This window comes from Microbacterium aurum (assembly GCF_016907815.1).
GTDB lineage: Bacteria > Actinomycetota > Actinomycetes > Actinomycetales > Microbacteriaceae > Microbacterium > Microbacterium aurum.
In genome coordinates this window covers 2,218,279-2,240,168 of the sequence record NZ_JAFBCQ010000001.1, presented here as the reverse complement: position 1 = coordinate 2,240,168, position 21,890 = coordinate 2,218,279, and the positions used below count along the sequence as shown (strand labels likewise).

The window sequence follows — 21,890 nt, the reverse complement described above, 5'->3', positions numbered from 1 at the left end:
GTCAGAACAGCAGGCTGGCGAGGCGTCCGCGGGCGCGGATGACCCGCGCGTCACCGTCGCCGACGAGCCCGAACAGCTCCAGCAGGCGCTCCCGCACAGGGGCGCGCTCGTCGGCGGGCAGCTGCGCGAACAGATCGAGCAGGCGGGCGAAGGCGTCGTCCACGTGACCGCCCGCGATGTCGAGGTCGGCGACGGCGAACTGGGCGTCCACGTCGAGCGGGGCGGATGCCGCGGCATCCCGCGCCTGCTGCAGATCCACGCCCTGCACACGCTGCAGCAGGCGCACCTGGCCGAGCCCGGCGCGGGCCTGCTCGTCGCGCGGATCCTGTGCGAGCGCCTGCTCGTACGCGGTGACGGCGCGCGCATAGTCGCCCGCCTCGATCGCGTCGAAGGCTTCCTGATGCAGCGGAGGCAGCGCCGGTTCGGCGGGCTCGTCGGCATCCGGTGCCGCCTCGCCCACGGGCACCGTGCCGGTCACGCCGTGCTGCGCCGCGAGCTGGAGCAGCTGGGCGAACACCTCGCGCACCTGCTGCTCGGGCACGGCGCCGGTGAACAGCGGCACCGGCTGCCCCGCGACGAGCGCGACGACCATCGGGATCGACTGGGCGCGGAAGCCCTGCGCGAGCTGCGGGTTCGCGTCGACGTCGACCTTCGCGAGCACCAGGCGCCCGCCGAGCTCGACGACCACCTTCTCGAGGATCGGGCTCAGCTGCGTGCACGGCCCGCACCACTCCGCCCACAGGTCCACCACGACCGGCACCGTGCGCGAGAGCTCGAGCACCTGGCCGAACGACTCATCGGTCGCGTCGAAGACCAGCGACGGCGCGCCGCGTCGAGCCTCCGCGCCAGTCGCCGGCGCGGGAGCGGCCGCGCGGGAGCGGAGTGAGGACAGGTCGACGGCGCCGCGCATCACGGCGCCGGGCGTGGGATCGGACACTACGGGACCACCTTCGCGTCGAGGATTGCGGACGAGTACCCGAGCAGTTGGATGCGCTTGCTGGAGCTCTGCGAGGGCACGAAGAAGAAGAGCTGGTCGAGGTACGTCGTCGTGAAGCCCGTGGACGACTGGGGGACGCCGGTGAGGGTCTGCACGAGCGGATTGTTGTCGAGCTTGATCACGGCGTCGGTGTTCGTCGGCACCACCGTGTCGGTCTCGTTCACCGTGACCGCGACGATCGCGCCGGAGTCCAGCGTCGCGAGCGATTTCGGCTCCTCCGCCCCGGCACTGGCGCTGAATGTCAGTGTGCCGGTCTGCGCGGCGGTCTGGTTGAACGCGTCCATGCGCTCGGCGCGGTTCTGCGCCACGAGGGTGCGGAACGGATCGCTGGACGCGTCGAACAGGTCGGCGTAGGTGCTGGCATCGCCGTTGGTGATGATGTCGGCGTAGGCCGCGGCGACCTCGTTGGGCGGCAGCGTGAGGAAGGGGGATTCCGGGTCGATCGCGACGGCGCCCACGTAGGTCGGCGCGAGGTTGAGGCTCGCATCGGCGACGAGCTCGGATTCGTTCGTCAGCTTGTAGGGCGACCACGGGTCGGCCTGCGTCAGGCTCATGATGACATCGGCGGTCGTCGTGCCGGTCTCGACGACGGCGAAGAACGTGCGGGGCCACTGGTCGTAGGCCTCGGGCAGGACGACCCGCACCGGCGACGCGGGGACGGCGGCGGGGACCGGCGCGTCGGCGACGTCCTTCAGCGTGTACGCGGTCTCGCGGGTGGCCAGCGCGGGCCCGGTGAGGCGGAGCGCGGCAGCAGCCGGGTCCTTCGCCTCATCCGCCGCGGCGACGTCCTCGGACACACGCGCCAGGATCCGCTCGGCTTGCGCCTGCGTCACGACCGGACTGCCCTGGTCATGGGGGACGACGACCGACGGCGACGGCGAGGCCGTCGGCGTCGAGCCGAACTGCGGCCATGCGTCGGCGGAGCAGCCGGCGAACAGCAGCGCGCTCACGGCGACGGCGGGAACGACGACCATGCGACGGCGGCCCCGGGTCAACTGACGGCGGCCGGGCGTCGCGCTGATGACCCCCTTGTCGGCCTCTTCGACCGAGAGGTCGATCGGCTCGGTGACCGGCAGCGGCAGCCCCTTGCGCCGCGGCCCGCGGGAGCGGCGCGCGTGACGGACACCGAGGATGTACAGCACGATCCCTCCGAGCAGCAGGATGCTGCCGCCGACGATCAGGGGACCTGCCCAGGGCGTGGTGGCTCCGGTCGGCCACGTCAGGCTGAGGCTGCTGGGGGCGGGCGCGACGCCGTCGGTGGCCACGAGCAGACTCATGTCCGCGGGAAGCTGCAGCGGCGTGATGAGCACGTCGTCCTGCTGGAACTCGTCGAGCCACAGGTCCGAGCCGATGGGGCTGATCGGCTCCGTGTCCGCCGCGGGCGGGTTCTTCGCCGCGACCGCCTCGGAGGCGATCTCGCCGTCATCCTCCGTGATGTGCGTGTACTCCGAGGGGGTCAGCCACGCCTCGAGGTCGGCGGTGCGACCGTAGGCGGCGAAGATCGTGCCGTCCTCCTGCACGCGCAGGGTCTGCGACCCGTCGTGGCTGTTGAGCACGGCGCCGTCGATGAGGACGTACGGCGCGTCGCCGGTGACCGAGATCGCCTGGCTTTCCGTCTTCGGTCCTTGGAAGACGGTGCGCTGTGCGATACCGGCACCGATCATGAGGGCGGCGAGCACGAAGGCCGTCACAGCCCAGACGAAACGCACGAAACGACACCTCCCTGTGCTCCGCTCGGGGTCGCGGCGCACAACTTCGACGTCTCAGACTAGCGAAAAGCGGCTGAATGTCGCCCGGGAGGGCACGTCTTGCCTGTCGCGAGGGTCCCCGTGCGTATTCTTGCAAGGCGGCCGCGCACAGACGGCGCCGCCGTCGGCATCCTGACTCGAGGATTCGGGGGAACCATGAAACTGCAGCAGCCGTTCCGCACCGCGCTGATCGCGACGCTCGGTGTGGGCGTCGGCATCCTGCTCATCACGAGTGTGCAGACGCTGTCGACGATCCTGCTCTACGTGGGCACGGCGCTCTTCCTCGCGCTGGGCCTCGACCCCGCGGTCTCGTGGCTCGAGCGACGGGGCCTCCCCCGCTGGGCGGCCCTGCTCATCACGTTCGCCGCCGTGCTGGCGGTGTTCGCGGGAATCATTCTCATCGTGATCCCCGTTCTCGTGGGGCAGATCTCGCAGCTGGTGACGCAGCTCCAGAAGCTGGTGCAGAGCGCCGTCGACGGCGACTGGAACCCCGTCGATGCCCTCTCAGACTGGCTGCACAGCGTGTTCCCCGCGCTCGACGTGGACAAGGTCTTCACCGCCATCTCGCAGTGGTACGAGTCGCTGGACCTCGGCCAGATCGGCGGCGCCGCGACCGGGGCGGTCCTCTCGATCGGTGCTGGCATCGTCGCGGGATTCACCGGCGCGATCATCGTGCTGATCCTGACGATCTACTTCACCGCCTCCACCCCGAGCCTCAAGGCGTCGGTGTACCAGCTCGTGCCGGCATCCAAGCGCGCGCGCTTCATCGACCTGTCCGAGCAGATCACGGCGTCCGTCGGCTACTACGTCATGGGGCAGGTCAGCCTCGGTGTCATCAACGGCATCCTGAGCGCCATCTTCCTCACGATCATCCAGGCGCCCTTCCCGGCGGTGCTCGCCGTCGTGGCCTTCTTCTTCTCGCTGATCCCGCTCGTGGGAACGTTGACGGGCTCGGCGATCATCATCCTCGTCTGCCTCACCCCGGGGCTCGGCTCGCCGCTGACGGCGCTCGCCGCCCTCATCTGGTACGCCGTGTACATGCAGGTGGAGGCCTACGTCCTCTCCCCGCGCATCATGAACCGCGCCGTCTCGGTGCCCGGCGCCGTCGTCGTGATCGCGGCTCTCGCCGGCGGGTCGCTCCTGGGCCTGCTGGGCGCGCTCATCGCGATCCCGGTCGCCGCGAGCATCCTGATCATCTACCGCCAGGTGATCATCCCGAGGCAGAACGAGCTGTGACCGGCAGGGCGCGGCGCGGGTCGGTCAGTCCTCGGACCACTCCGTCGGCAGCGGCAGAGCGTCGGGGTTGACGGCCGCGACGATCTCGGTGAGCACGCGACGGGTCTGGTTCTCCCCCACCCACAGGTGCTTGCCGCCCTCGACGGCGATGAGCGTCGCGTGGTCGATGGGTGCGAAGCGGCGACGCGCCTCCTCGGGGCGCAGGTAGTCGTCGAACTCGGGAACGAGCACCACGACGGCGCGCGGCTCCCCCGCCCACGCCGCGACGTCCGCATCCGTCGCACGGTGCAGCGGCGGCGAGAGGAGGATGATGCCGTCCACCGGGTGATCCCGGCCGTACTTGAGCGCGAGTTCCGTGCCGAACGACCAGCCGACGAGCCAGGGATGCGGCAGCGCGCGCTCGCGGACGAACTCCATCGCCGCCGCGACGTCGAACGCTTCCCCGCGGCCACCGTCGAAGGCACCCTCGCTCGTCCCGCGGGCCGACGTCGTCCCCCGCGTGTTGAACCGCAGCACGGCGAGATCGGCGAGAGCGGGCAGCCGCCCCGCGGCCTTGCGCAGGATGTGGGAGTCCATGAAGCCACCCGCGGTCGGCAGGGGGTGCAGCGTGACGAGGGTCGCCACCGGCGGACGCTCGAGCGGTGTGGCGAGCTCCCCGACGAGGGTGAGCCCGTCGAGGGTGTGCAGTTCGATGTCCTCGCGCTGCGCGGGCAGCAGCACGGGTCCGCGGATCTCCATCAGCCGATCCTCCAGCAGGCGGTGTGCCAGTGACGGCGCGCGGCGAGGTCGGCGGCGTCGCCGAGCACCCCGTCGGCGCGCCACACCACGAGGTGCGCGGTGCGGGGCGTGATGTCACGGCCGCACCCGGGGCACGTGTATGTCTTCTGCGCTTGGGACTCACCGACGGGCTGCACGGTGTAGGACACGCCGCGGCGGGTCTCCGTGCGCTTCCAGCCGCTCAGAAGCCGGGCGAACGAGTCGTCGGCGGGTTGCGGCTGGCGCCGGTTCGCGCGGGGCATGCGCTCAGTACCAGCCCTTGGCCTGCGAGTGGCCCCACGCGCCGCACGGGGTGCCGTACCGGCCGGAGATGTAGCCGAGGCCCCAGGTGATCTGCGTCGAGGGGTTCGTCTCCCAGTCCGCACCGGCGGAAGCCATCTTGCTTCCGGGGAGGGCCTGCGGAATGCCGTAGGCGCCGCTGCCGGCGTTGTAGGCGCCGACACGCCAGCCCGATTCCTTGTTCCACAGTGCGACCAGGCACGCGAACTCGTCGTCGCCCCAGCCGCGCTCGAGCACCATCGAATAGGCGATGGCCTGTGCCGTGCCGGGGTCCGGTGCGACGAACGGCGGGGTCCAGGAACGGGCGCCGGATGCCGACGATGAGCCGGTCGGCGCCGGGGTCGGGGTGGGGGTGGGCTTGGGGGTGACGTACACGGAGTAGACGATGTCGTCGCGCCCCAGACCGCTCGCCTGCTTCTGCCCGGCGCCGGCCTCCGACGCCGCGAGATACGCCTGGGCGTCGGCGATGGTCGAGGCGTACAGCGACACCGGGTCGAGCTCGGCGGCATGCGCGTCCGTGCCCGTTGCCGTCAGCGGACCGACGTAGGCCGCGCCGAAGCCCAACACGGCGAGCACCGCGAACACACTCATCGCGCCGCGACGCCGCGACCAGCGGGCGGGCTGCTGGGGCGCGCGCGATGCCGTGGCGCGCACCGCGGCATCCGCCCGTCGCGTGCGGTCGGCTGTCGGGGTCAGCTCGGCATCGGAAGTCACAGTGTTCCGATTCTAGCCAGCCGCCTGCATCGTGTCATGCGACGCGTCAGACGACGGCGAGCATGACCTCGACGGTCGCGTCGAGCACCGCATCCACCTGCGCCTCGTTGTACCCGCGCCGCTGCATCCGGAAGGCGACGGAACGCACCTGGTCGACCGTCACCGTCTCCCCCTCCTCCAGGAAGCGGGCGAGCTTGTCGGCGACGAGGTCCACCTCATCGACGCGATAGCCGAAGCGCAGCATCCCCACGCGGCGGAAACGGCGCCCCTTGGGACGCGTGAGACGGTCGAGGATCTCCTGCGCCAGCTGGCGCGACTGGCCGACCCACGCGCGGGCGCCGGCGCGCGAGAGCGCCTGCTCGCGCTCCCGCGCGGCGAAGGCGTCTTCGATGCGGCCGAGCGCCGCATCCACGGCGGCGACCTGGTAGCCGCGCTTGACGAGCGGGAACGCGACCGTGCGCACCGTCGAGGAGTCGATGTCGGAGCTCTCGGGCGCCTCGAATGCGGCGCGGGCGCGGGCGAGGAACGCGTCCACGTCCTCGGGCCGGTACCCACGTGTGCGTCCGGTCGTGCGGGGGAAGGGACTGGCTGCGGCGGCGGGGGCATCAGCGATCACAGTGTCGGTCATGGGCTCACCATCGGAAAGAACAGGAAGTACAGCGCCAGGGCGGCCGCCGCGGAGGGAAGGATCGAATCGAGGCGGTCGAGCACACCGCCGTGACCGGGCAGCCAGGAACTCATGTCCTTGATGCCGAGGTCGCGCTTGATCATCGACTCGCCGAGGTCGCCCACGGTGGCGCAGCCGAAGATGACGACGCCGAGGACGATGCCGACCCAGATGGGGACATGGAGGACCAGCAGTCCGTAGCCGCCGGCGATCGCCATCGTGGCGACGGCGCCACCGGCGAAGCCCTCCCAGGTCTTCTTGGGGCTGATGCGCGGCGCCATCGGGTGTTTGCCGAAGGCGAGCCCACTGGCGTAGGCGCCGGTGTCGGCCGCGACGACGGCGACGATCATGCCGAGCAGCCAGTACTCGCCCTGCTCCTGCCGCAGCAGCACGAGAGTCAGACTCGCCAAGAACGAGACGTACACGGCGACGAAGCCGGTCACCAGCACGTCGGTGAGGACGTCGCCATAGCGGCGGCCGTCGTGGGCGGCCATCTGCGCGAGCAGACGCCAGACGATCAGCGCCGCCACGCACGCGAACGTGATGACCCAGTGGGTCCAGTGCCCCAGGAAGAACCCGGATAGCGTGATGATGGCGGCGACCACCAGCTGCGGCACGATGTCGATGCGCCGCCCCGCCGTCTGGAGGGCGCGACTGAATTCGAACACGCCCAGCAGGCACACCGGGATCGCGAAGATCAGGAACAGCGACTTCACGAACAGCAGCGACCCGAGCACCACCGCGCCGATCGCGAGACCGATGAGGGTGGCCAGCAGCAGGTTGCGGCCGGTGCGGGCGTTGATGCGGTCATTGACCTGCTCGAAGTCGGCCTTGGCGCGGTCGATCTGCTGCTCGAACTCGCTGCGCGCCGCCCTCACGTGAGCCTGGAAGCTCGATCCGGCGTCGGCGTCGGCGTCGGCGTCGGCGATCGCCCGTCGAGCCTCCGCACGCGTCAGCGGCGGCGCGTCCGGCGCCGCCGCGTCCCCGGCATCGGGATCGCGGAACGCGGGAGGTTCGCCGGAGGGATCGGTCATGCCTTCGCCTCAGACCTCGAGGAGTTCGGCCTCTTTGCGCTTGAGCGCCTCGTCGATCTCGTCGACGTGAGAACGCGTGATCGCGTCGAGCTCCTTCTCCGCGCGCACCAGCTCGTCCTCGCCGACCTCGCTCTTGAGCGCATCCAGCTCGTCCTTGGACTTGCGACGGATGCCGCGCAGGTGCACCTTCGCGTCCTCGCCCTTGCTGCGCACGAGCTTGACGTACTCCTTGCGCCGCTCGGCGGTGAGCTCGGGCATGGTGACGCGCACGATGTTGCCGTCGTTCGACGGGTTCGCGCCGAGGTTCGGCATGTCGCGGATCGCCTGCTCGATGGCCTTCAGCGCCGACTTGTCGTACGGGGTCACCACGAGCGTGCGCGCTTCGGGGGTGTTCAGCGAGGCCAGCTGCGCGAGCGGCGTCGGCGAGCCGTAGTAGTCGACCAGGATCTTCTGGAACAGCTGGGGGTTCGCGCGTCCCGTGCGGACGGTGGCGAAGTCGTCCTTCGCCGCCTCCACAGCACGGTCCATGCGGGCGGTCGTGTCGGCCAGGATCTCGGCGATCACGGTCACTCCATTCGTCGATGCGTCAGGGGAAAGTCTAGTGCGGGCGGATGCCGCGACTCAGACCGTGACGAGCGTGCCGATCGACTCCCCGAGGAGCGCGCGGGTCACGTTGCCGGCCGGCTCCATGCCGAACACGCGCATGTCGATGCCGTTGTCCATGCACAGGCTGAACGCCGTCGAGTCAACGACCTTCAGGCCGCGCTGCAGGGCGTCCTGGTAGGTGATGCGGTCGATCTTGGTGGCCGTGGCATCCTTCTTCGGATCTGCCGTGTACACCCCGTCCACGCCGTTCTTGGCGACGAGCACCTCGTCGGCGCCGATCTCCAGCGCCCGCTGGGCGGCGACGGTGTCGGTGGAGAAGTAGGGCAAGCCGGCGCCGGCGCCGAAGATGACGACGCGACCCTTCTCCATGTGCCGCTCCGCGCGGCGCGGGATGTAGGGCTCGGCGACCTGGGTCATCGAGATCGCCGACTGCACCCGGGTGGCGGCTCCGGCCTGCTCCAGGAAGTCCTGCAGGGCGAGGGCGTTCATCACGGTGCCGAGCATGCCCATGTAGTCGGCACGACCGCGGTCCATGCCGCGCTGGCTGAGCTCGGCGCCGCGGAAGAAGTTGCCACCGCCGACGACGATCGACACCTCGACGCGGTCGACGGCCGCCGCGATCTCGCGGGCGATCTGGCCGACGACGTCGGGGTTGACCCCGAGCTGCCCTCCCCCGAACGCCTCGCCGGACAGCTTCAGCAGGACGCGGCGGCGTCCGGTGTTCTCATCGATCACGCAGGGGTTCCTCTCGTCGGATGCAGACTATCGAAGCGGGCATGGGAAAGGGGGCCCGCATCCGTGAATGCGGGCCCCCTTTCGCGGCTTACGCGCCGACCTTGAAACGGGCGAAGTCGGTGATCGTGATCCCCGCGTCGCCGGCGACCTTGGCGACGGACAGCTTGTTGTCCTTCGCGTAGTCCTGGTCGAGCAGGGCGACCTGCTTGAAGAACGCGTTCACACGGCCCTCGACGATCTTCGGCAGGGCGGCCTCGGGCTTGCCCTCGTTGCGGGAGATCTCCGTGACGATCTCGCGCTCCTTCTCGACCTCGGCGGCCGGGACCTCGTCGCGGCTGAGGTAGGAGGGGTTCGCGAAGGAGATGTGCTGCGCGATCGAGCGGGCGGTCTCCGCGTCGTCGCCGGTGTAGGCGAGGACGACGCCGACCTGGGGCGGCAGGTCCTTGCTGGTCTTGTGCAGGTAGATCTCGAACTTGTCGCCCGAGAGGGTGCGCACGCGACGCAGTTCGACCTTCTCGCCGATGATCGCGGCCTCGTCGGAGATGAGGTCGGCGACGGGCTTGCCGTCGGCATCCGCGGCCAGAGCCGCCTCCACCGAGTCGGCGCCGACGGCGGCGGCGGCGGCCAGCACCTTGTCGGCGAGGGCCAGGAAGCGGTCGTTCTTCGCGACGAAGTCGGTCTCGGTGTTCAGCTCGAGGATCGTGACCTTGCCGTCCTTCTCGGTGGCGGCGACGAGGCCCTCCGAGGTGGAGCGGTCGGCACGCTTGGCGTTGCCCTTCGCGCCCTTCAGGCGGAGGATCTCGACGGCCTTCTCGAGGTCGCCGTCGGCCTCCTCGAGAGCCTTCTTGGTGTCGACCATGCCCGTGCCGAGCTGCTCGCGCAGGGCCTTGATGTCGGCGATGGTGAAGTTGGCCATGGGTGGTGGCTCCTTGACTAGTGAATTCTGCGTGGTGAGTTCTCGTGGATGCCGGTGCGGGATCGCCGCGATCGGGGCGATCCCGCACCGGCGGGAAGCTGTCTTACTCGGCAGCGACGGCCGCGGCGTCGCCTTCGGCCTTGGCCTCGGCACCGGCGGCGTCGGCAGCCGACTCCGTCGCGATGGTCTCGACCTCGGCGACGTCGGTGACGACCGGCGTCTCGGCCTCGGCGGCGGGCGCCTCAGCGGTGCCGCCCTGCTCGAGCAGCTCGCGCTCCCAATCGGCGAGGGGCTCCGCCTCGGCGGACTCGTCGGTGGGCTGGTGGCGCTGGATGAGGCCCTCGGCGGCGGCGTCGGCGATGATGCGGGTGAGCAGGCCCACCGAGCGGATCGCGTCGTCGTTGCCCGGGATCGGGAACTGGAACTCGTCGGGGTCGGCGTTGGTGTCGAGGATGCCGATCACCGGGATGCCGAGCTTCTTGGCCTCGTCGATGGCGAGGTGCTCACGCTTGGCGTCGACGACCCAGATCGCGGACGGGGTCTTCTGCAGGTTGCGGATGCCGCCGAGCGACTTGTGCAGCTTGTCGAGCTCGCGCTTCTTGAGCAGGAGCTCCTTCTTCGTGAAGCCGCTGTCGGCGGGGTTGTCGAAGTCGAGCTCCTCGAGCTCCTTCATGCGCGCCAGCCGCTTGCCGACGGTCTGGAAGTTGGTGAGGAGCCCACCCAGCCAGCGCTGGTTGACGTAGGGCTGGCCGACGCGCGTCGCCTGCTCGGCGATGACCTCCTGGGCCTGCTTCTTGGTGCCGACGAACAGGACGGTGCCGCCGTGGGCGACCGTCTCGCGGACGTACTCGTACGCCTTGTCGATGTACGACAGCGACTGCTGCAGGTCGATGATGTGGATGCCGGAGCGCTCCGTCAGGATGAAGCGCTTGACCTTCGGGTTCCACCGGCGGGTCTGGTGTCCGAAGTGAACGCCGCTGTCGAGCAGCTGGCGAATGGTGACGACGGCCATGGCCGTTCTCCTTTGTTTCTGGGTTGATCGCGTGGACCGGTCGGCCCGTGCGCCTGGTGCCCGGCACGCACCCGCTCCCGTTCGCACGGTGAGACCTCTGGGTGTGGATGCCGCGAGTCCCCGTCTGAGACAGGTCGTCGCTGTGGGCACGCGGAGTCACCCCGACGCGCGGGGTGCGTCTGACAGTGTATCAGCCGCATCGCTCTCTCCCCCGCCGGCGAGTGCGCGGATCTGTCCACAGATCGGGCATCTTCGCCGCCGCGGTGCGCCGCGCAGGAGCACGGTGGGGGCATGTCTTCACTCGCTCGCTGGATCGCCGCCGTCGCGCTGGCCGTGTGCGTCGTGCTGGCGTGCCCCTGGCCGGCTACGGGGCGCATCGATGTCGTCGGCGCGGCGGCCCCGCCCGGTGTCGTCGCTGGAGCGGCCGCCGTGGTCGCGCCCGGCGCCGCGCGCGACGCGGATCCGGTCGCAGCGGGGTGGCGGTGGCCCGTCAGTCCCGCCGTGGTCGTGGCGCCGTATCGTGCCCCCGCCCACGCCTACGCCGCCGGGCACCGGGGCATCGATCTCCAGGCGGAACCGGGCTCGCCGGTCGTCGCTCCGGCGGACGGGATGATCGCGTTCGCGGGGACGGTGGTGGATCGGCCCCTGCTGACGATCGACCACGGCGAGGGGCACGTCACGACACTCGAGCCTGTCCTCCCCGCCGTCGCGATCGGCGCGCGGGTCGCCGCGGGCGACGTCGTAGGAACCGTCGCGGCCGGAGGTCACACGGCACCCGGCGCGGTGCACTTCGGGGTGCGCGAAGCAGGCCAGTACATGAACCCGCTGCTGCTGCTGCTGGGGACGGTGCCGCGCGCCGTCCTGCTGCCCTGTTGCTGACGGCGCGCTCTCAGGCGCGCGGGTGCGCGAGCCGGTAGGCGGCGGCAAGCTTCTCCGCGGAGACGTGGGTGTAGATCTGCGTCGTCCCCAGGCTCGCGTGACCGAGCATCTCCTGCACGGTGCGCAGATCCGCGCCCCCGTCGAGCAGGTGCGTGGCCGCGGAGTGGCGGAGTGTGTGGGGCCCGGTGGTCTCCGTGCCGAGAGCGGGGGCGACAGCACGGGAGACGACGTCGTACGCCGCGCGGGTCCCGAGCCGCCCGCCGCGGGCTCCCAGGAACACGGCCCGGCTCCCCTGACCGCGTGCGGCGAGGACCGGGCGGCCGCGCACGAGATAGGCGTCGAGGGCGGATGCCGCCGGTCCCCCGAACGGCACGATGCGCTCCTTGGATCCCTTGCCGATGACCCGGACGGTGCGACGGTGAGCGTCGATGTCGTCCACGTCCATCCCGCACAGCTCGGCGACGCGCAGCGCGGATGCGTACAGCAGCTCCAGGATGGCGGCGTCGCGCAGCGCGATGGCGTCGCCCTCCCCGGCGCGCGCGGCCGCTGCGTCGAGGACGGCGGTCATCGCCGGCGCGGTCGCGACTTTCGGCAGGGTGCGCGCACGCTTGGGGGCGACCAGACGCAGGCTCGGATCGACCGCGATGATCCCGTGCTCCTGCGCCCAGGCGAAGAACCCCCGCACCGACGCCGTGCGACGGGCGATCGTGGCGCGCGCGTCACCGCGCTGCGTCGCCCGCCACCGCCACTCGTGCAGGCTCTCGAGGTCGATCTCGGCGAGCTCGACGTCGCCCGCCGCGTTCTGCAGATCGCGAAGGTCCGCGGCGTAGGCGCGAACCGTCGCCGGGGAGAGCCGGCGCACGTGCGCGAGGTCGTCGGCGTAGGCCGCCGTCGCCGCCGCGAGTCTCATGCCTCCAGCATGCCTGCCCGTTCCCCGACGGCGGCGACGGCGCACCGCACCGACGCGCGAGGCGATCTCACCACAGCGTCGCCGCCGCGCGGTGCCGCGCCCGGACCCATCCGCCCGGGCGCCGTTCCACTGTGCCCTCCAACTCCAGGAGACCGAGGAGCGCGGTCGCCTCCTCCGCTCCGAAGCCTGCACGGCGCGCGATGTCGTAACCGCTCCGCGCGCTGCGGTCGCTGAGCGCGTCGAGGATACGGGTGAGGTCGCCCGCACCCTGATCCGCGCCCGGCGCCACCGCGCCGGGCGCCTGAGCGTCCAGACCCAGCAGCTCCATCATGTCGGCGACGGAGGTGATGCACTCGGCCTGCGCCTCACGCAGCAATCGGTGGCAGCCGGCGGATGAGGCGCTCGTGACCGGCCCGGGAACGGCACCGAGCGGCCGACCGAGCGCCGCCGCATGATGCGCCGTGTTGAGCGAGCCGCTGCGCCATCCGGCCTCCACGACGACGGTTGCGTCGCTCATGGCCGCGATCAGCCTGTTGCGCGCGAGGAAGCGCCACTTCGTCGGTGACGATCCGCACGGCACCTCGGCGGCCACGGTCCCCTCCGCGGCGATGCGCTCCAGCAGGTCGCGGTGCCCCGCCGGGTACGGGCGGTCCACCCCGCCGGCCAGCAGCGCCGTGGTCGCGCCGCCCGCCGCCAGCGCACCGCGATGCGCCGAGCCGTCGATGCCGTACGCCGCGCCGGAGATCACGGCGACCCCGGCCGCGGCGGCCCCCGCGGCGAGATCGTCCGCCAGCATGTCGCCGTAACCGCTCGCCGCCCGCGCACCGACCACCGCCACGGCGGGACACGACGCCCCGAGCGCGTCGACGTCGCCGAGCACCCACAGGCACACCGGCGCGAACGGCCCGAGGTCCGCGACGCGCTCGGGCCACGCGTGATCCTCCGGGGTGACCAGACGGGCGCCCGCGCGTCGTGCCGCCGCGATGCGCTCGGCGACGTCGCCGCGGCGTGGATGCCACCGGGTGCGCGCTTTGTCGAGCTCGCCGAGCTCGATCCCGGCGGCGTGGGCGACCTCTGCGCCGCCCGTGGTGGCGATGGCGATCTCGAGTGCCCGCACCGGCCCGCACGTCGCGATCAGTGCCCCGGCGACGCGGTCGCCGGGTTCGACCAGGCAGGACCAGACCGCGCGCGCGTAGGCCACGACGAGATCATCGTCTTCGCTCAGCGCATCCGCGATGCCGGCGAGCTCCCGGCGCGCGTGCTCCGGTGTCGATTCGAGGACGTTCATCCCCGCACCCCCTTCTTCAGATACAGCGCCCGGCCGATGTCGGCGACCTCCAGCCGGTCACGCCCGGCGAGATCGGCGACCGACCAGGCGACCCTCAGAACCCGGTCGTAGCCGCGGAGGGTGAGCGACCCGCGGTGCAGCGCGGCGTCGAGCGGCCGGCGGATCGCCGGCTCAGGCGCGAGCGGTCCGTCGCGCAGCCACGCGCCGGACACCTCCGCGTTCGTCCGCCACGGTGTGTCGCGGAGTCGATGGGCGGCACGATCGCGCGCGGCGCGCACGCGTTCCCGCGCGGCGGCCGAGCCGGCGCCGCCGCTGCGGTCGCGCAGCCGGGCGACCGAGACGCGCTGCAGCGACAGCTCGATGTCGATGCGATCCAGCAGCGGGCCGGACAGTTTGCCGAGGTAGCGCCGGATCGCGAGCGACGGGCAGGTGCACTCCGCCCCCGGCACGCCGTAGTTGCCGCAGGGGCAGGGGTTCGTCGCGAGCACGAGCTGGAACCGCGCCGGGAACGTGGCCCGGAACCCCGCGCGATGGATCTCGATGCTGCCCGACTCGAGGGGCTGACGCAGGGCATCCAGGGCACGTCCCCCGTACTCGCCGGCTTCATCCAGGAACAGCACTCCCCCGCTCGCGCGGGCGATCGCGCCCGGCCGGACGGTCCGGCTGCCGCCACCGACGAGCGCCGCGACGCTCGCACTGTGGTGTGGCGCCTCGAAGGGCGGCGTGCGCCGCAGTTCGGCCACCGGCATCCCCGACAGCGACCGCAGCGAGGCGGCCTGGATGGCGGCGGCATCGTCGAGATCGGGCAGGATGCCGGGCAGTCGTCGCGCCAGCATCGTCTTGCCGGCGCCGGGCGGCCCGCTCATGAGGAGGTGGTGACCGCCGGCGGCGGCGACGATCAGCGCGTCCACGGCGTCGGCCTGACCGATCACATCCGCGAGGTCGAGCTCCGTATCTCCGACCGGTTCGGCCGCGACAGGCGCCGGAACCGGCTCGAGGTCGACCTCGTCCACGTCGAGCCCGTGACGGCGCGCCACGTCGCGCAGGCTCACCGCCCCGAAGACCTCGACGCCGGGGACCAGTTCCGCCTCGGCGCGGTTGGCGTACGGCACCACGACGCGGCGCATGCCGGCGCGGGCCGCGGCCGCGACGGCGGGAAGCACGCCCGGCACCGGACGCAGCCGCCCATCCAGTCCCAGCTCGCCGATGTGGACGGTCTCGGCCAGTGAGGCGGCGTCGATGGCGCGCTCGGTCGCGAGCGAGGCGATGGCGATCGCGACATCGAGCCCCGTGCCCTGCTTCGGCAGGTTCGCCGGCGACAGGTTCGCGGTCAGTCGCCGCCGCGGCAACGCCAGGTCGCTGTTGGCGCAGGCGTTGTGCACCCGCTGGTGCGCTTCGCCCACCGCGCGGTCGGCGAGCCCGATGATGCAGAAGGCGGGCGTCTGGTTCGACAGGTCGGCCTCGACCTCGACGAGATCGCCCTGAAGCCCCGTGAGCACGACGCCCCACGTGCGGCCGACGGTCATCGCAGGTCCACGAGATGTTCGATCGCGGCCGACGCCGGATCCTCGCCGGTGACGCCGATGACGTCCAGGCGCAACCGGCGTCGAGCGGCGAGGTCGGGGTGCGCGGCGATCCACGCGCACGCCACCCGCCACAGCCGGTCACGCTTGCGGGCATCGACCGCCTCGAACGGATGCCCGAACCCGTCCGTGCGGCGTGTTTTGACCTCGACGACCACCAGGTCGCCGCCGCGGGCGGCGACGATGTCGAGCTCACCGGCACGACAGCGCCAGTTGCGGTCGAGCACCGTGAAACCGTTGTCGGCGAGGTAGCGCGCGGCGCGTTCCTCGCCGGCGCGTCCGCGCACATCTTTGTCTGCCATGACGGCATGGTGCCGTGCCGCACACCCTCGTGGTGGCGGTGATCACGGCATCCGTGGACAACTCCCCCGATCACCCGGTTGGGGAGAGGGCGATGAGCTCAGGAATCCAGCGAGAGTTCCTCGGGCAGCTGGAAGTCGCGACGCTGCAGCTCCTCGACGTTGACGTCCTTGAACGTCAGCACGCGCACCGACTTCACGAAGCGGTCGGCGCGATAGATGTCCCAGACCCAGACGTCGGTCATCGAGATCTCGAAGTAGAAATCGTGCTCCGTGTCGCGGCGCACGACGTTCACGTCGTTGGCGAGATAGAACCGGCGCTCGGTCTCGATGACATACGCGAACTGCGAGACGACGTCCCGGTACTCCTTGTACAGCGCCAACTCGAGTTCGCGGTCGTAGTCGTCAAAGCCCTCGTCGTCCATGGTGCTCCCATCCTATGCGGCGGGGGTGCGACCCGGCGCCAGATCGGGGCCGCGTGCGCGCCGCGACAGCGGGTCAGAACAGCGTGGGCGCGTCGGCGATCGCCCACGAGGCGCGATGATGCGCACTCAGCCCGTGGGACCGGATGGCGTCGCGGTGCTCCGCGCTCGCGTAGCCCTTGTTGCGCTCCCAGCGGTAGACCGGATGCTCCTCGTGCAACCGCGTCATGAGGTCGTCGCGCGCCACTTTCGCCAGCACCGACGCCGCCGCGGCGGAGGCGCAGTCGCGGTCGGCCTTCACGATGGGCTGCACCCGAAGTCCGCCGCCGCCCGCCGGCGTGATGTAGTCGTGGTTGCCGTCGAGGATCACGATCGCCTCTTCGGGGACGATGCCCTGGGCGCGCAGGTCGGCGATGGCGCGGAGCGCCGCCAGCCCCAGGGCGCGGATGATGCCGACGCGGTCGATCTCGTCCGCCGTCGCCCATCCCACCGACGCGGCCCCGACCCACCCGGCAGCGCGCTCGGCGACGGCGTGCCGGTGGTGCTCGGCGACGAGCTTGGAGTCGCGGAGTCCCTCCGGGATGCGGCGGCGCGCCCGGGCGGCGTCGATGACCGCGGCGCCGACGGCGACCGGACCGGCCAAGGCGCCGCGGCCGACCTCGTCGCAGGCGATGACGAGCGCGTGCTCGCGCAGCAGCCGTCGCTCGACGGTCAACCGCGGCACGGCGACGGTCATCGTCCCGCGGCGGCGGCGGCGGGAACCCCCGAGAACACCTCGTGGTGCCCGTCGATCGTGCCGAACCGGTTCAGCGGCCAGGTGATGAGGAAGGCCCGGCCGACGACGTTGTCGATCGGGACGAAACCGTGCGAGGGCTGGTCCATGTTGTACCGCGAGTCGCGGGAGTGGTCGCGATTGTCGCCGAGGACCCACAGCGACCCGTCCGGGACGGTCACGTCGAACGGCACCACCTCCGGCGCACTCTGCCCGGGTGCGAGATCGAGGTACGGCGTCTCGTCGATGGGCGTGCCGTTGACGGTGATCTGGCCGATCGCGTTGCAGCACACCACGTGATCGCCGGGCAGTCCGATGAGGCGCTTGATGAGGTGCTCGTCGCTGTCCGACGCCGTGATCCCCAGGAGAGACAGCAGCCAGTCACCGGCCTGCACGAGCGGTGACTGGTCGGCGGGTGCGGGCGAGACCGGCAGCCAGCCGCCGGGATCGCGGAAGACCACGACATCGCCGCGCTCGTACCCGGTGAAGCGGGGGGTCAGCTCGTCGACGAGGATCCGGTCCTTCACCAGCAGCGTCTGCTCCATCGACCCCGACGGGATGTAGAACGAGCGCACGAGGAACGTCTTGATCACCAGCGACACCACGATGGCGATCACGACGATGACGAGGATGTCGCGCACGAGCGACCAGAAGCCGCGGCGACGGGAGACCGGCGGGACCAGGGGTGCGGCGTCGGTCGGGTGATCGGAGGTCATGCAGCGTCTTTCTCGTCGGCGTGCCCGTGGGTCGGTTGCCGCCCCCCAAGGGTCGCACATCCCGGGCGCGATCCACGTCGCGCCACGACCGCGATCCGCGCCCGGGAACGACGGATGCCCCGGACCAACGGTCCGGGGCATCCAAGAGGCCGAGCTCAGTGCTCGCGCTTCTCCTTGATCTTCGCCTTCTTGCCGCGGAGGTTGCGCAGGTAGTACAGCTTGGCGCGGCGCACGTCGCCACGGGTGACGACCTCGATGTGGTCGATCACGGGGCTGTGCACCGGGAAGGTGCGCTCCACGCCCACCTGGAAGCTGATCTTGCGGACCGTGAAGGTCTCGCGCACACCGTCGCCGGAGCGGCCGATGACGACGCCCTGGAAGACCTGGATGCGGGAGCGGTTGCCCTCGGTGATGTTGACGTGCACCTTGACGGTGTCACCGGGACCGAAAGCGGGGATGTCGCTGCGCAGCGATGCTGCGTCGACGGCGTCGAGGATCTGCATGATCTTCACTTCCTGCAGCCGCCACAGGTCGACCGCGAGAGTTCTGGAAAGGATGGGTTTGTGCCCCCGGCATCCGTCACCGGATCCGTGCTCCCCTGAGGCAGAGCCTGTTCAGGGCACAAGCATCCATTCTGCCATGGATGGCGCACCCCACCAAAACGCACTCAAGCGGGCGGCGGGGTCTTCTCGCGGATGATGACGATCTCCTCGTCGACCACTCGCGGCGCCTCCGGGCGAGGGGCGGGCACGTACCCGACGCCGTCGGGCGTGCGCAGCAGCACCGGCGCCGGCTTCGCCTCACGCCACAGCTGCGACAGCGATGTCCACATGGCCGCGATACCCACGGCGATCGTCAGGGCGAACACCGGCCACCACCAGCGTCCGTCGAAGACGCCGAGCGCGATGACGAGCACGTGCCAGGCGCCGACCACACCGAGGTCGGTCCAGGAGACCGCGCGCCCCGCGCGCACTGTCCCCCGGGCGCGGATGAGGAGAGTCAGGATGACCTGCCACACGAGCACGATCGGGGCGGAGACGATGACCCACAGCAGCGCCCACGGGTTCGCGCCGAAGACGATCCAGCCGATGAGCAGCCACAACGGCAGCAGGAACGCTGCCGGGATCAGCCACCGGAAGAACGCTTGACGCAACCACATGCCTTCGATGCTACGCCGGTCAGCCACAATGGATGCTGACGAAAGGATCACGATGATCGAGCTGCGCACCCCCGCCGAGATCGAGGCGATGCGTCCCGCGGGACGGTTCGTCGCCGAGACCCTCGCGACGCTCCGGGCCGAGACGACGGTGGGCACGAACCTCCTGGCGATCGACCGGCGCGCGCACGAGCTGATCCGGCAGGCCGGCGCCGAGTCGTGCTACATCGACTACCACCCCTCGTTCGGGGCGAGCCCGTTCGGCAAGGTCATCTGCACCTCGGTGAACGACGCGGTGCTGCACGGCCTGCCGCACGACTACGCGCTGCGCGACGGCGACCTGGTCTCGCTCGACTTCGCGGTCTCGGTCGACGGCTGGGTCGCGGACTCGGCGGTCTCGTTCGTCGTCGGCACGCCGCGCGACGAGGACCTCGCCCTCATCGACACGACCGAGCGCGCGCTGGATGCCGCGATCGCGGCCGCGACGGTCGGCAACCGCATCGGCGACATCTCGCACGCGATCGCGGAGATCGCGCATGCCGACGGTTACGCCATCAACACCGACTTCGGCGGCCACGGCGTCGGCCGTGTGATGCACGGCGACCCGCACGTGCCCAACGACGGCAAGCCCGGCCGCGGATATCCGCTGCGCGCCGGCCTCGTGCTGGCCCTGGAGCCTTGGTTCCTGCAGACGACCGACGAACTGGTGACCGATCCCGACGGCTGGACCCTGCGCAGTGTGGACGGCTCGCGCGGAGCGCACTCCGAGCACACGATCGCCATCACCGACGACGGCCCGATCGTGCTCACCGACCGGTCGCACCTCGGCTGAGCCCGCGCGCGCCGCGGGGGTGCGGGGCAGTTCCCGAGGAGAATGCACGATAACGAGGAGCGGATGCCGGGGATTTCTCCTCGGCATCCGCCATCTCCTCGGCAACCTACGCGGTGGGTTCGGTGTCCGGTTCTGCCCAGACCAGGATCGGTTCGGTCGGCGGCAGCACGATGTCGGCGGGGCCGGTTCCGGTCAGCATCCGCTCGCTCCGTCGTCGCACGGGTCCATCTTGCCGTAGGGCGTCCCACCCGCCGGGGCGTTGTCCACGACGTCGATCACGACAGCCGTCCACGAGATGATCGTGCCCGCAGGCAGCCCCTGATCCGCCAGATCGCGCACCGCGACCTCACGTTCGCCGATGAACTCCCCCGTCGCCGGGTCGATGATGATCTCCATCCGCGTGCCCCAGGCACCCTCCACCCGGCCGATCGCGACACCGGTCCGCCCGTCGAGCGTCGCCTGGCCGTCGACGAACTCGACACCGGGATCATCGCGGCGGCCTGATACATCGCGGCACGCAGGTCGGCCGGCACGACGCAGGCTTTTCGAAGGCGACGAGGAAGGTCTCCGACATGATGTCCTCGGCCCGGTGGTCTCCCATCCGCTGCGCGGCGTAGCGATAGATCGCCGGCGCATGACGGTCGAAGAGAACCGCGAACGCCCCCGGCTCATCGCCGGAACGTCCGATCACCTCGGAGTCTGTGCTCACATCCGTATTGCGCGATTCAGGCGGACGAGTTCACGGAATCTTCGGATTCAGTCGGGCAGGAGGTCCGGCCGGCGCTCGCGGGTGCGCTGGACCTGCTGGTCGCGGCGCCACTGCGCGACGCGACCGTGGTGACCGCTCAGCAGCACGTCGGGGACGTCGTACCCCCGCCACGACGCGGGCTTGGTGTAGGACGGATACTCCAGCAGGCCGTCCTCGTGGGACTCCTCGACGAGACTGTCCGGGTTGCCCACGACGCCCGGGACGAGCCGCCCGACCGCCTCGATCATCGCCATCGCGGCGACCTCTCCTCCGTTGAGGACGTAGTCGCCGAGGCTGACCAGCCGCACCTCGCCGAGGGTCGCCGCATAGGCGAACACCCGCTCGTCGATGCCCTCGTAACGCCCGCAGCCGAAGACGAGGTGCGGTGCCGCGGACAGCTCGCGCGCCATCGCCTGCGTGAACCGCTCGCCCGCCGGGGAGGGGAAGAGAAAAGTCGGGCGCGCGTCGCCGGCATCCGCCACGATCGCGTCGAGCGCCTCGCCCCACGGCTCAGGCTTCATGACCATTCCGGCGCCGCCGCCGTAGGGCGTGTCGTCGACGGTGCGGTGGCGGTCGTGGGTGAACTCCCGCAGGTCGTGCACGCGGACATCCAGGATGCCGGCGCCGCGCGCCTTCCCGAGCAGCGACACCTCGAGGACGTCGAAGAACGCCGGGAAGATCGTGACGACGTCGATGCGCACGTCAGCGCTCGACGTCGGAGTCGTCGGATGCCGGGGTCGCGTCGATCGCGTCCGCACCGGCATCCGTCTCGTCGTCGCCGGGAAGGTCCTCGAACAGGCCGGCGGGCGGCGTCACGATGACGCGTCCGGCGGCGATGTCGACCTGGGGGACGATCGCGGCCACGAACGGCACGAGGATCTCGTCATCGGTCCCGGTCGGCCGGACCACGAGCAGATCCTGCGCGGGCAGATGGTCGACGCGGATCACGCGGCCTACGCTCGCGCCGTCCCGGAAGACGTCGAGTCCGGTGAGCTGGTGGTCGTACCAGGCGTCGTCCTCAGCGGGAGCCGACTCGTCCTGGTCGATCCACAGGATGGCGCGGACGATGCTCTCCGCGGCGGTGCGGTCCTCGACCTCGTCGAAGAAGACCACGGGGTGCGAGTTCATCCAGCGGAACTCGCGGACGGTCACCGTCTTGCCGTGCCACGGTGAGGACTCCGGCACCTGCAGTGTGAAGACGGCACCGGGGACGAATCGTCCGTCCGGGTCGTCGGTGTACAGCTCGAGCTTGAGGGCGCCCTTCAGGCCGTGGGCCTTGACGAGTCGCCCGACGCGCAGCTGTGTGCGCGCGGGTCCTGCAGCGGCCATGTCAGTCGTCCGCGACGTCGACACGGACGCGCGCACCGTCGGCGAGAGCCGACACGAGAGTGCGCAGCGCCTTCGCCGTGCGCCCGCCGCGCCCGATCACCCGGCCCCGGTCATCGGGGTGCACGCGCACCTCGAGGACGTCGCCGCGGGGCGACGACGAGGAACGGATGGTGACATCGTCCGGGTGATCGACGATCCCCTTGACGATGTGCTCGAGCGCGGCGGAGAGCAACGG

Annotated in this window: 28 protein-coding genes; 3 read left to right on the top strand and 25 right to left on the bottom strand. The window is 71.0% G+C overall.

Translation table 11 applies throughout. The annotated features are described in order from the left end of the window. Position 1: 1 nt before the first annotated feature. The gene (locus tag JOD60_RS11085; RefSeq protein ID WP_076690669.1) at positions 2 to 937 is read right to left on the bottom strand and encodes a tetratricopeptide repeat protein; all 936 of its coding nucleotides are present in this window, start codon (positions 935 to 937) and stop codon (positions 2 to 4) included. Beyond that, a complete protein-coding gene (locus tag JOD60_RS11080; RefSeq protein ID WP_076690668.1) occupies positions 937 to 2,706 on the bottom strand; it encodes a DUF8094 domain-containing protein in 1,770 nt (589 codons plus the stop codon). The genes JOD60_RS11085 and JOD60_RS11080 overlap by 1 nt, the downstream gene beginning before the upstream one ends. A 195-nt stretch (positions 2,707 to 2,901) precedes the next feature. On the opposite strand from JOD60_RS11080, the gene JOD60_RS11075 reads away from it, so the two are divergent. Next, positions 2,902 to 3,981 (top strand): AI-2E family transporter, encoded by a 1,080-nt coding sequence (locus JOD60_RS11075; protein ID WP_076690667.1) that lies wholly within the window; start codon positions 2,902 to 2,904, stop codon positions 3,979 to 3,981. Between the two features lie 24 nt (positions 3,982 to 4,005). Here the strand turns inward: JOD60_RS11075 and JOD60_RS11070 are convergent, their stop codons facing one another. The 9 genes from JOD60_RS11070 to rpsB form a co-directional block, all read right to left on the bottom strand. Then, positions 4,006 to 4,719, bottom strand: a complete 714-nt coding sequence (locus JOD60_RS11070; RefSeq protein ID WP_076690666.1) for an alpha/beta hydrolase — start codon at positions 4,717 to 4,719, stop codon at positions 4,006 to 4,008. Then, the gene (locus JOD60_RS11065) at positions 4,719 to 5,000 is read right to left on the bottom strand and encodes an Rv1322 family protein (RefSeq protein WP_076690665.1); all 282 of its coding nucleotides are present in this window, start codon (positions 4,998 to 5,000) and stop codon (positions 4,719 to 4,721) included. Before JOD60_RS11065 ends, JOD60_RS11070 begins: the two co-directional genes overlap by 1 nt. Positions 5,001 to 5,004: 4 nt before the next feature. Continuing rightward, entirely contained in the window at positions 5,005 to 5,751 is a 747-nt protein-coding gene (locus JOD60_RS11060; RefSeq protein ID WP_076690664.1) for an aggregation-promoting factor C-terminal-like domain-containing protein, read from the bottom strand. 46 nt (positions 5,752 to 5,797) lie between these two features. Further along, positions 5,798 to 6,364 (bottom strand): DivIVA domain-containing protein, encoded by a 567-nt coding sequence (locus tag JOD60_RS11055; protein ID WP_084202158.1) that lies wholly within the window; start codon positions 6,362 to 6,364, stop codon positions 5,798 to 5,800. A gap of 11 nt (positions 6,365 to 6,375) precedes the next feature. Beyond that, positions 6,376 to 7,452, bottom strand: a complete 1,077-nt coding sequence (locus JOD60_RS11050) for a phosphatidate cytidylyltransferase (RefSeq protein ID WP_076690662.1) — start codon at positions 7,450 to 7,452, stop codon at positions 6,376 to 6,378. Positions 7,453 to 7,461: 9 nt separating this feature from the next. Next, the gene (gene frr / locus JOD60_RS11045; RefSeq protein ID WP_076692184.1) at positions 7,462 to 8,016 is read right to left on the bottom strand and encodes a ribosome recycling factor; all 555 of its coding nucleotides are present in this window, start codon (positions 8,014 to 8,016) and stop codon (positions 7,462 to 7,464) included. A gap of 57 nt (positions 8,017 to 8,073) precedes the next feature. Further along, positions 8,074 to 8,793, bottom strand: coding sequence for a UMP kinase (gene pyrH / locus JOD60_RS11040; RefSeq protein ID WP_076690661.1), 720 nt, complete (start codon positions 8,791 to 8,793; stop codon positions 8,074 to 8,076). Between the two features lie 88 nt (positions 8,794 to 8,881). Then, on the bottom strand, positions 8,882 to 9,709 hold the full coding sequence (gene tsf, locus JOD60_RS11035) for a translation elongation factor Ts (RefSeq protein ID WP_076690660.1): 828 nt from the start codon (positions 9,707 to 9,709) through the stop codon (positions 8,882 to 8,884). 103 nt (positions 9,710 to 9,812) lie between these two features. Next, positions 9,813 to 10,721 carry a 30S ribosomal protein S2 gene (rpsB, locus tag JOD60_RS11030; protein ID WP_076690659.1) on the bottom strand — a complete coding sequence of 303 codons (909 nt, stop codon included), beginning with the start codon at positions 10,719 to 10,721 and terminating at the stop codon, positions 9,813 to 9,815. Between the two features lie 291 nt (positions 10,722 to 11,012). Between rpsB and JOD60_RS11025 the strand changes: the two genes are divergently transcribed. After that, a complete protein-coding gene (locus JOD60_RS11025; RefSeq protein WP_084201989.1) occupies positions 11,013 to 11,600 on the top strand; it encodes a murein hydrolase activator EnvC family protein in 588 nt (195 codons plus the stop codon). A 10-nt stretch (positions 11,601 to 11,610) separates the two neighbouring features. Here the strand turns inward: JOD60_RS11025 and JOD60_RS11020 are convergent, their stop codons facing one another. The 9 genes from JOD60_RS11020 to JOD60_RS10980 form a co-directional block, all read right to left on the bottom strand. After that, positions 11,611 to 12,510: a tyrosine-type recombinase/integrase gene (locus tag JOD60_RS11020; protein ID WP_076690658.1), complete on the bottom strand. Its 900-nt coding sequence runs from the start codon at positions 12,508 to 12,510 to the stop codon at positions 11,611 to 11,613. A 67-nt stretch (positions 12,511 to 12,577) separates the two neighbouring features. Next, complete coding sequence (gene dprA / locus JOD60_RS11015; protein ID WP_076690657.1) at positions 12,578 to 13,798, bottom strand: DNA-processing protein DprA; 1,221 nt, start codon at positions 13,796 to 13,798, stop codon at positions 12,578 to 12,580. Continuing rightward, a complete protein-coding gene (locus tag JOD60_RS11010; RefSeq protein WP_076690656.1) occupies positions 13,795 to 15,324 on the bottom strand; it encodes a YifB family Mg chelatase-like AAA ATPase in 1,530 nt (509 codons plus the stop codon). The genes dprA and JOD60_RS11010 overlap by 4 nt, the downstream gene beginning before the upstream one ends. After that, the gene (locus tag JOD60_RS11005) at positions 15,321 to 15,683 is read right to left on the bottom strand and encodes a YraN family protein (protein WP_076690655.1); all 363 of its coding nucleotides are present in this window, start codon (positions 15,681 to 15,683) and stop codon (positions 15,321 to 15,323) included. The genes JOD60_RS11010 and JOD60_RS11005 overlap by 4 nt, the downstream gene beginning before the upstream one ends. 98 nt (positions 15,684 to 15,781) lie before the next feature. Beyond that, positions 15,782 to 16,105: a DUF2469 family protein gene (locus JOD60_RS11000; protein WP_076690654.1), complete on the bottom strand. Its 324-nt coding sequence runs from the start codon at positions 16,103 to 16,105 to the stop codon at positions 15,782 to 15,784. 73 nt (positions 16,106 to 16,178) lie between these two features. Next, positions 16,179 to 16,838, bottom strand: coding sequence for a ribonuclease HII (gene rnhB, locus JOD60_RS10995; protein ID WP_076690653.1), 660 nt, complete (start codon positions 16,836 to 16,838; stop codon positions 16,179 to 16,181). Continuing rightward, on the bottom strand, positions 16,835 to 17,590 hold the full coding sequence (lepB, locus tag JOD60_RS10990) for a signal peptidase I (RefSeq protein WP_076690652.1): 756 nt from the start codon (positions 17,588 to 17,590) through the stop codon (positions 16,835 to 16,837). Before lepB ends, rnhB begins: the two co-directional genes overlap by 4 nt. A gap of 155 nt (positions 17,591 to 17,745) precedes the next feature. Next, positions 17,746 to 18,093 (bottom strand): 50S ribosomal protein L19, encoded by a 348-nt coding sequence (gene rplS, locus JOD60_RS10985; RefSeq protein ID WP_076692182.1) that lies wholly within the window; start codon positions 18,091 to 18,093, stop codon positions 17,746 to 17,748. A 164-nt stretch (positions 18,094 to 18,257) separates the two neighbouring features. Next, positions 18,258 to 18,749 carry an MFS transporter permease gene (locus tag JOD60_RS10980; RefSeq protein ID WP_076690651.1) on the bottom strand — a complete coding sequence of 164 codons (492 nt, stop codon included), beginning with the start codon at positions 18,747 to 18,749 and terminating at the stop codon, positions 18,258 to 18,260. A gap of 52 nt (positions 18,750 to 18,801) precedes the next feature. Between JOD60_RS10980 and map the strand changes: the two genes are divergently transcribed. After that, positions 18,802 to 19,578 carry a type I methionyl aminopeptidase gene (map, locus tag JOD60_RS10975; protein WP_076690650.1) on the top strand — a complete coding sequence of 259 codons (777 nt, stop codon included), beginning with the start codon at positions 18,802 to 18,804 and terminating at the stop codon, positions 19,576 to 19,578. Between the two features lie 192 nt (positions 19,579 to 19,770). Here map and JOD60_RS10970 read toward each other — a convergent pair whose 3' ends face one another. The 5 genes from JOD60_RS10970 to JOD60_RS10950 form a co-directional block, all read right to left on the bottom strand. Next, positions 19,771 to 19,974 (bottom strand): hypothetical protein, encoded by a 204-nt coding sequence (locus tag JOD60_RS10970; protein WP_076690649.1) that lies wholly within the window; start codon positions 19,972 to 19,974, stop codon positions 19,771 to 19,773. Between the two features lie 91 nt (positions 19,975 to 20,065). Continuing rightward, entirely contained in the window at positions 20,066 to 20,269 is a 204-nt protein-coding gene (locus JOD60_RS16780; protein WP_157127941.1) for an RNA polymerase sigma factor, read from the bottom strand. A 65-nt stretch (positions 20,270 to 20,334) separates the two neighbouring features. Continuing rightward, positions 20,335 to 21,027 carry a tRNA (guanosine(37)-N1)-methyltransferase TrmD gene (gene trmD / locus JOD60_RS10960; RefSeq protein ID WP_076690647.1) on the bottom strand — a complete coding sequence of 231 codons (693 nt, stop codon included), beginning with the start codon at positions 21,025 to 21,027 and terminating at the stop codon, positions 20,335 to 20,337. 1 nt (position 21,028) lies between these two features. Continuing rightward, positions 21,029 to 21,655 carry a ribosome maturation factor RimM gene (gene rimM, locus JOD60_RS10955; RefSeq protein ID WP_076690646.1) on the bottom strand — a complete coding sequence of 209 codons (627 nt, stop codon included), beginning with the start codon at positions 21,653 to 21,655 and terminating at the stop codon, positions 21,029 to 21,031. 1 nt (position 21,656) lies between these two features. Then, on the bottom strand, positions 21,657 to 21,887 hold the full coding sequence (locus JOD60_RS10950) for an RNA-binding protein (protein ID WP_076690645.1): 231 nt from the start codon (positions 21,885 to 21,887) through the stop codon (positions 21,657 to 21,659). Between the last annotated feature and the right edge of the window lie 3 nt (positions 21,888 to 21,890).

Coding starts and splice junctions, on each gene's coding strand:
- JOD60_RS11075 (WP_076690667.1), top strand. CDS start 2,902: ATGAAACTGCAGCAGCCGTTCCGCACCGCGCTGATCGCGACGCTCGGT.
- JOD60_RS11070 (WP_076690666.1), bottom strand. CDS start 4,719: ATGGAGATCCGCGGACCCGTGCTGCTGCCCGCGCAGCGCGAGGACATC.
- JOD60_RS11065 (WP_076690665.1), bottom strand. CDS start 5,000: ATGCCCCGCGCGAACCGGCGCCAGCCGCAACCCGCCGACGACTCGTTC.
- JOD60_RS11050 (WP_076690662.1), bottom strand. CDS start 7,452: ATGACCGATCCCTCCGGCGAACCTCCCGCGTTCCGCGATCCCGATGCC.
- tsf (WP_076690660.1), bottom strand. CDS start 9,709: ATGGCCAACTTCACCATCGCCGACATCAAGGCCCTGCGCGAGCAGCTC.
- rpsB (WP_076690659.1), bottom strand. CDS start 10,721: ATGGCCGTCGTCACCATTCGCCAGCTGCTCGACAGCGGCGTTCACTTC.
- JOD60_RS11025 (WP_084201989.1), top strand. CDS start 11,013: ATGTCTTCACTCGCTCGCTGGATCGCCGCCGTCGCGCTGGCCGTGTGC.
- JOD60_RS11020 (WP_076690658.1), bottom strand. CDS start 12,510: ATGAGACTCGCGGCGGCGACGGCGGCCTACGCCGACGACCTCGCGCAC.
- dprA (WP_076690657.1), bottom strand. CDS start 13,798: ATGAACGTCCTCGAATCGACACCGGAGCACGCGCGCCGGGAGCTCGCC.
- JOD60_RS11010 (WP_076690656.1), bottom strand. CDS start 15,324: ATGACCGTCGGCCGCACGTGGGGCGTCGTGCTCACGGGGCTTCAGGGC.
- JOD60_RS11005 (WP_076690655.1), bottom strand. CDS start 15,683: ATGGCAGACAAAGATGTGCGCGGACGCGCCGGCGAGGAACGCGCCGCG.
- JOD60_RS11000 (WP_076690654.1), bottom strand. CDS start 16,105: ATGGACGACGAGGGCTTTGACGACTACGACCGCGAACTCGAGTTGGCG.
- rnhB (WP_076690653.1), bottom strand. CDS start 16,838: ATGACCGTCGCCGTGCCGCGGTTGACCGTCGAGCGACGGCTGCTGCGC.
- lepB (WP_076690652.1), bottom strand. CDS start 17,590: ATGACCTCCGATCACCCGACCGACGCCGCACCCCTGGTCCCGCCGGTC.
- rplS (WP_076692182.1), bottom strand. CDS start 18,093: ATGCAGATCCTCGACGCCGTCGACGCAGCATCGCTGCGCAGCGACATC.
- JOD60_RS10980 (WP_076690651.1), bottom strand. CDS start 18,749: ATGTGGTTGCGTCAAGCGTTCTTCCGGTGGCTGATCCCGGCAGCGTTC.
- map (WP_076690650.1), top strand. CDS start 18,802: ATGATCGAGCTGCGCACCCCCGCCGAGATCGAGGCGATGCGTCCCGCG.
- JOD60_RS10970 (WP_076690649.1), bottom strand. CDS start 19,974: ATGGAGATCATCATCGACCCGGCGACGGGGGAGTTCATCGGCGAACGT.
- rimM (WP_076690646.1), bottom strand. CDS start 21,655: ATGGCCGCTGCAGGACCCGCGCGCACACAGCTGCGCGTCGGGCGACTC.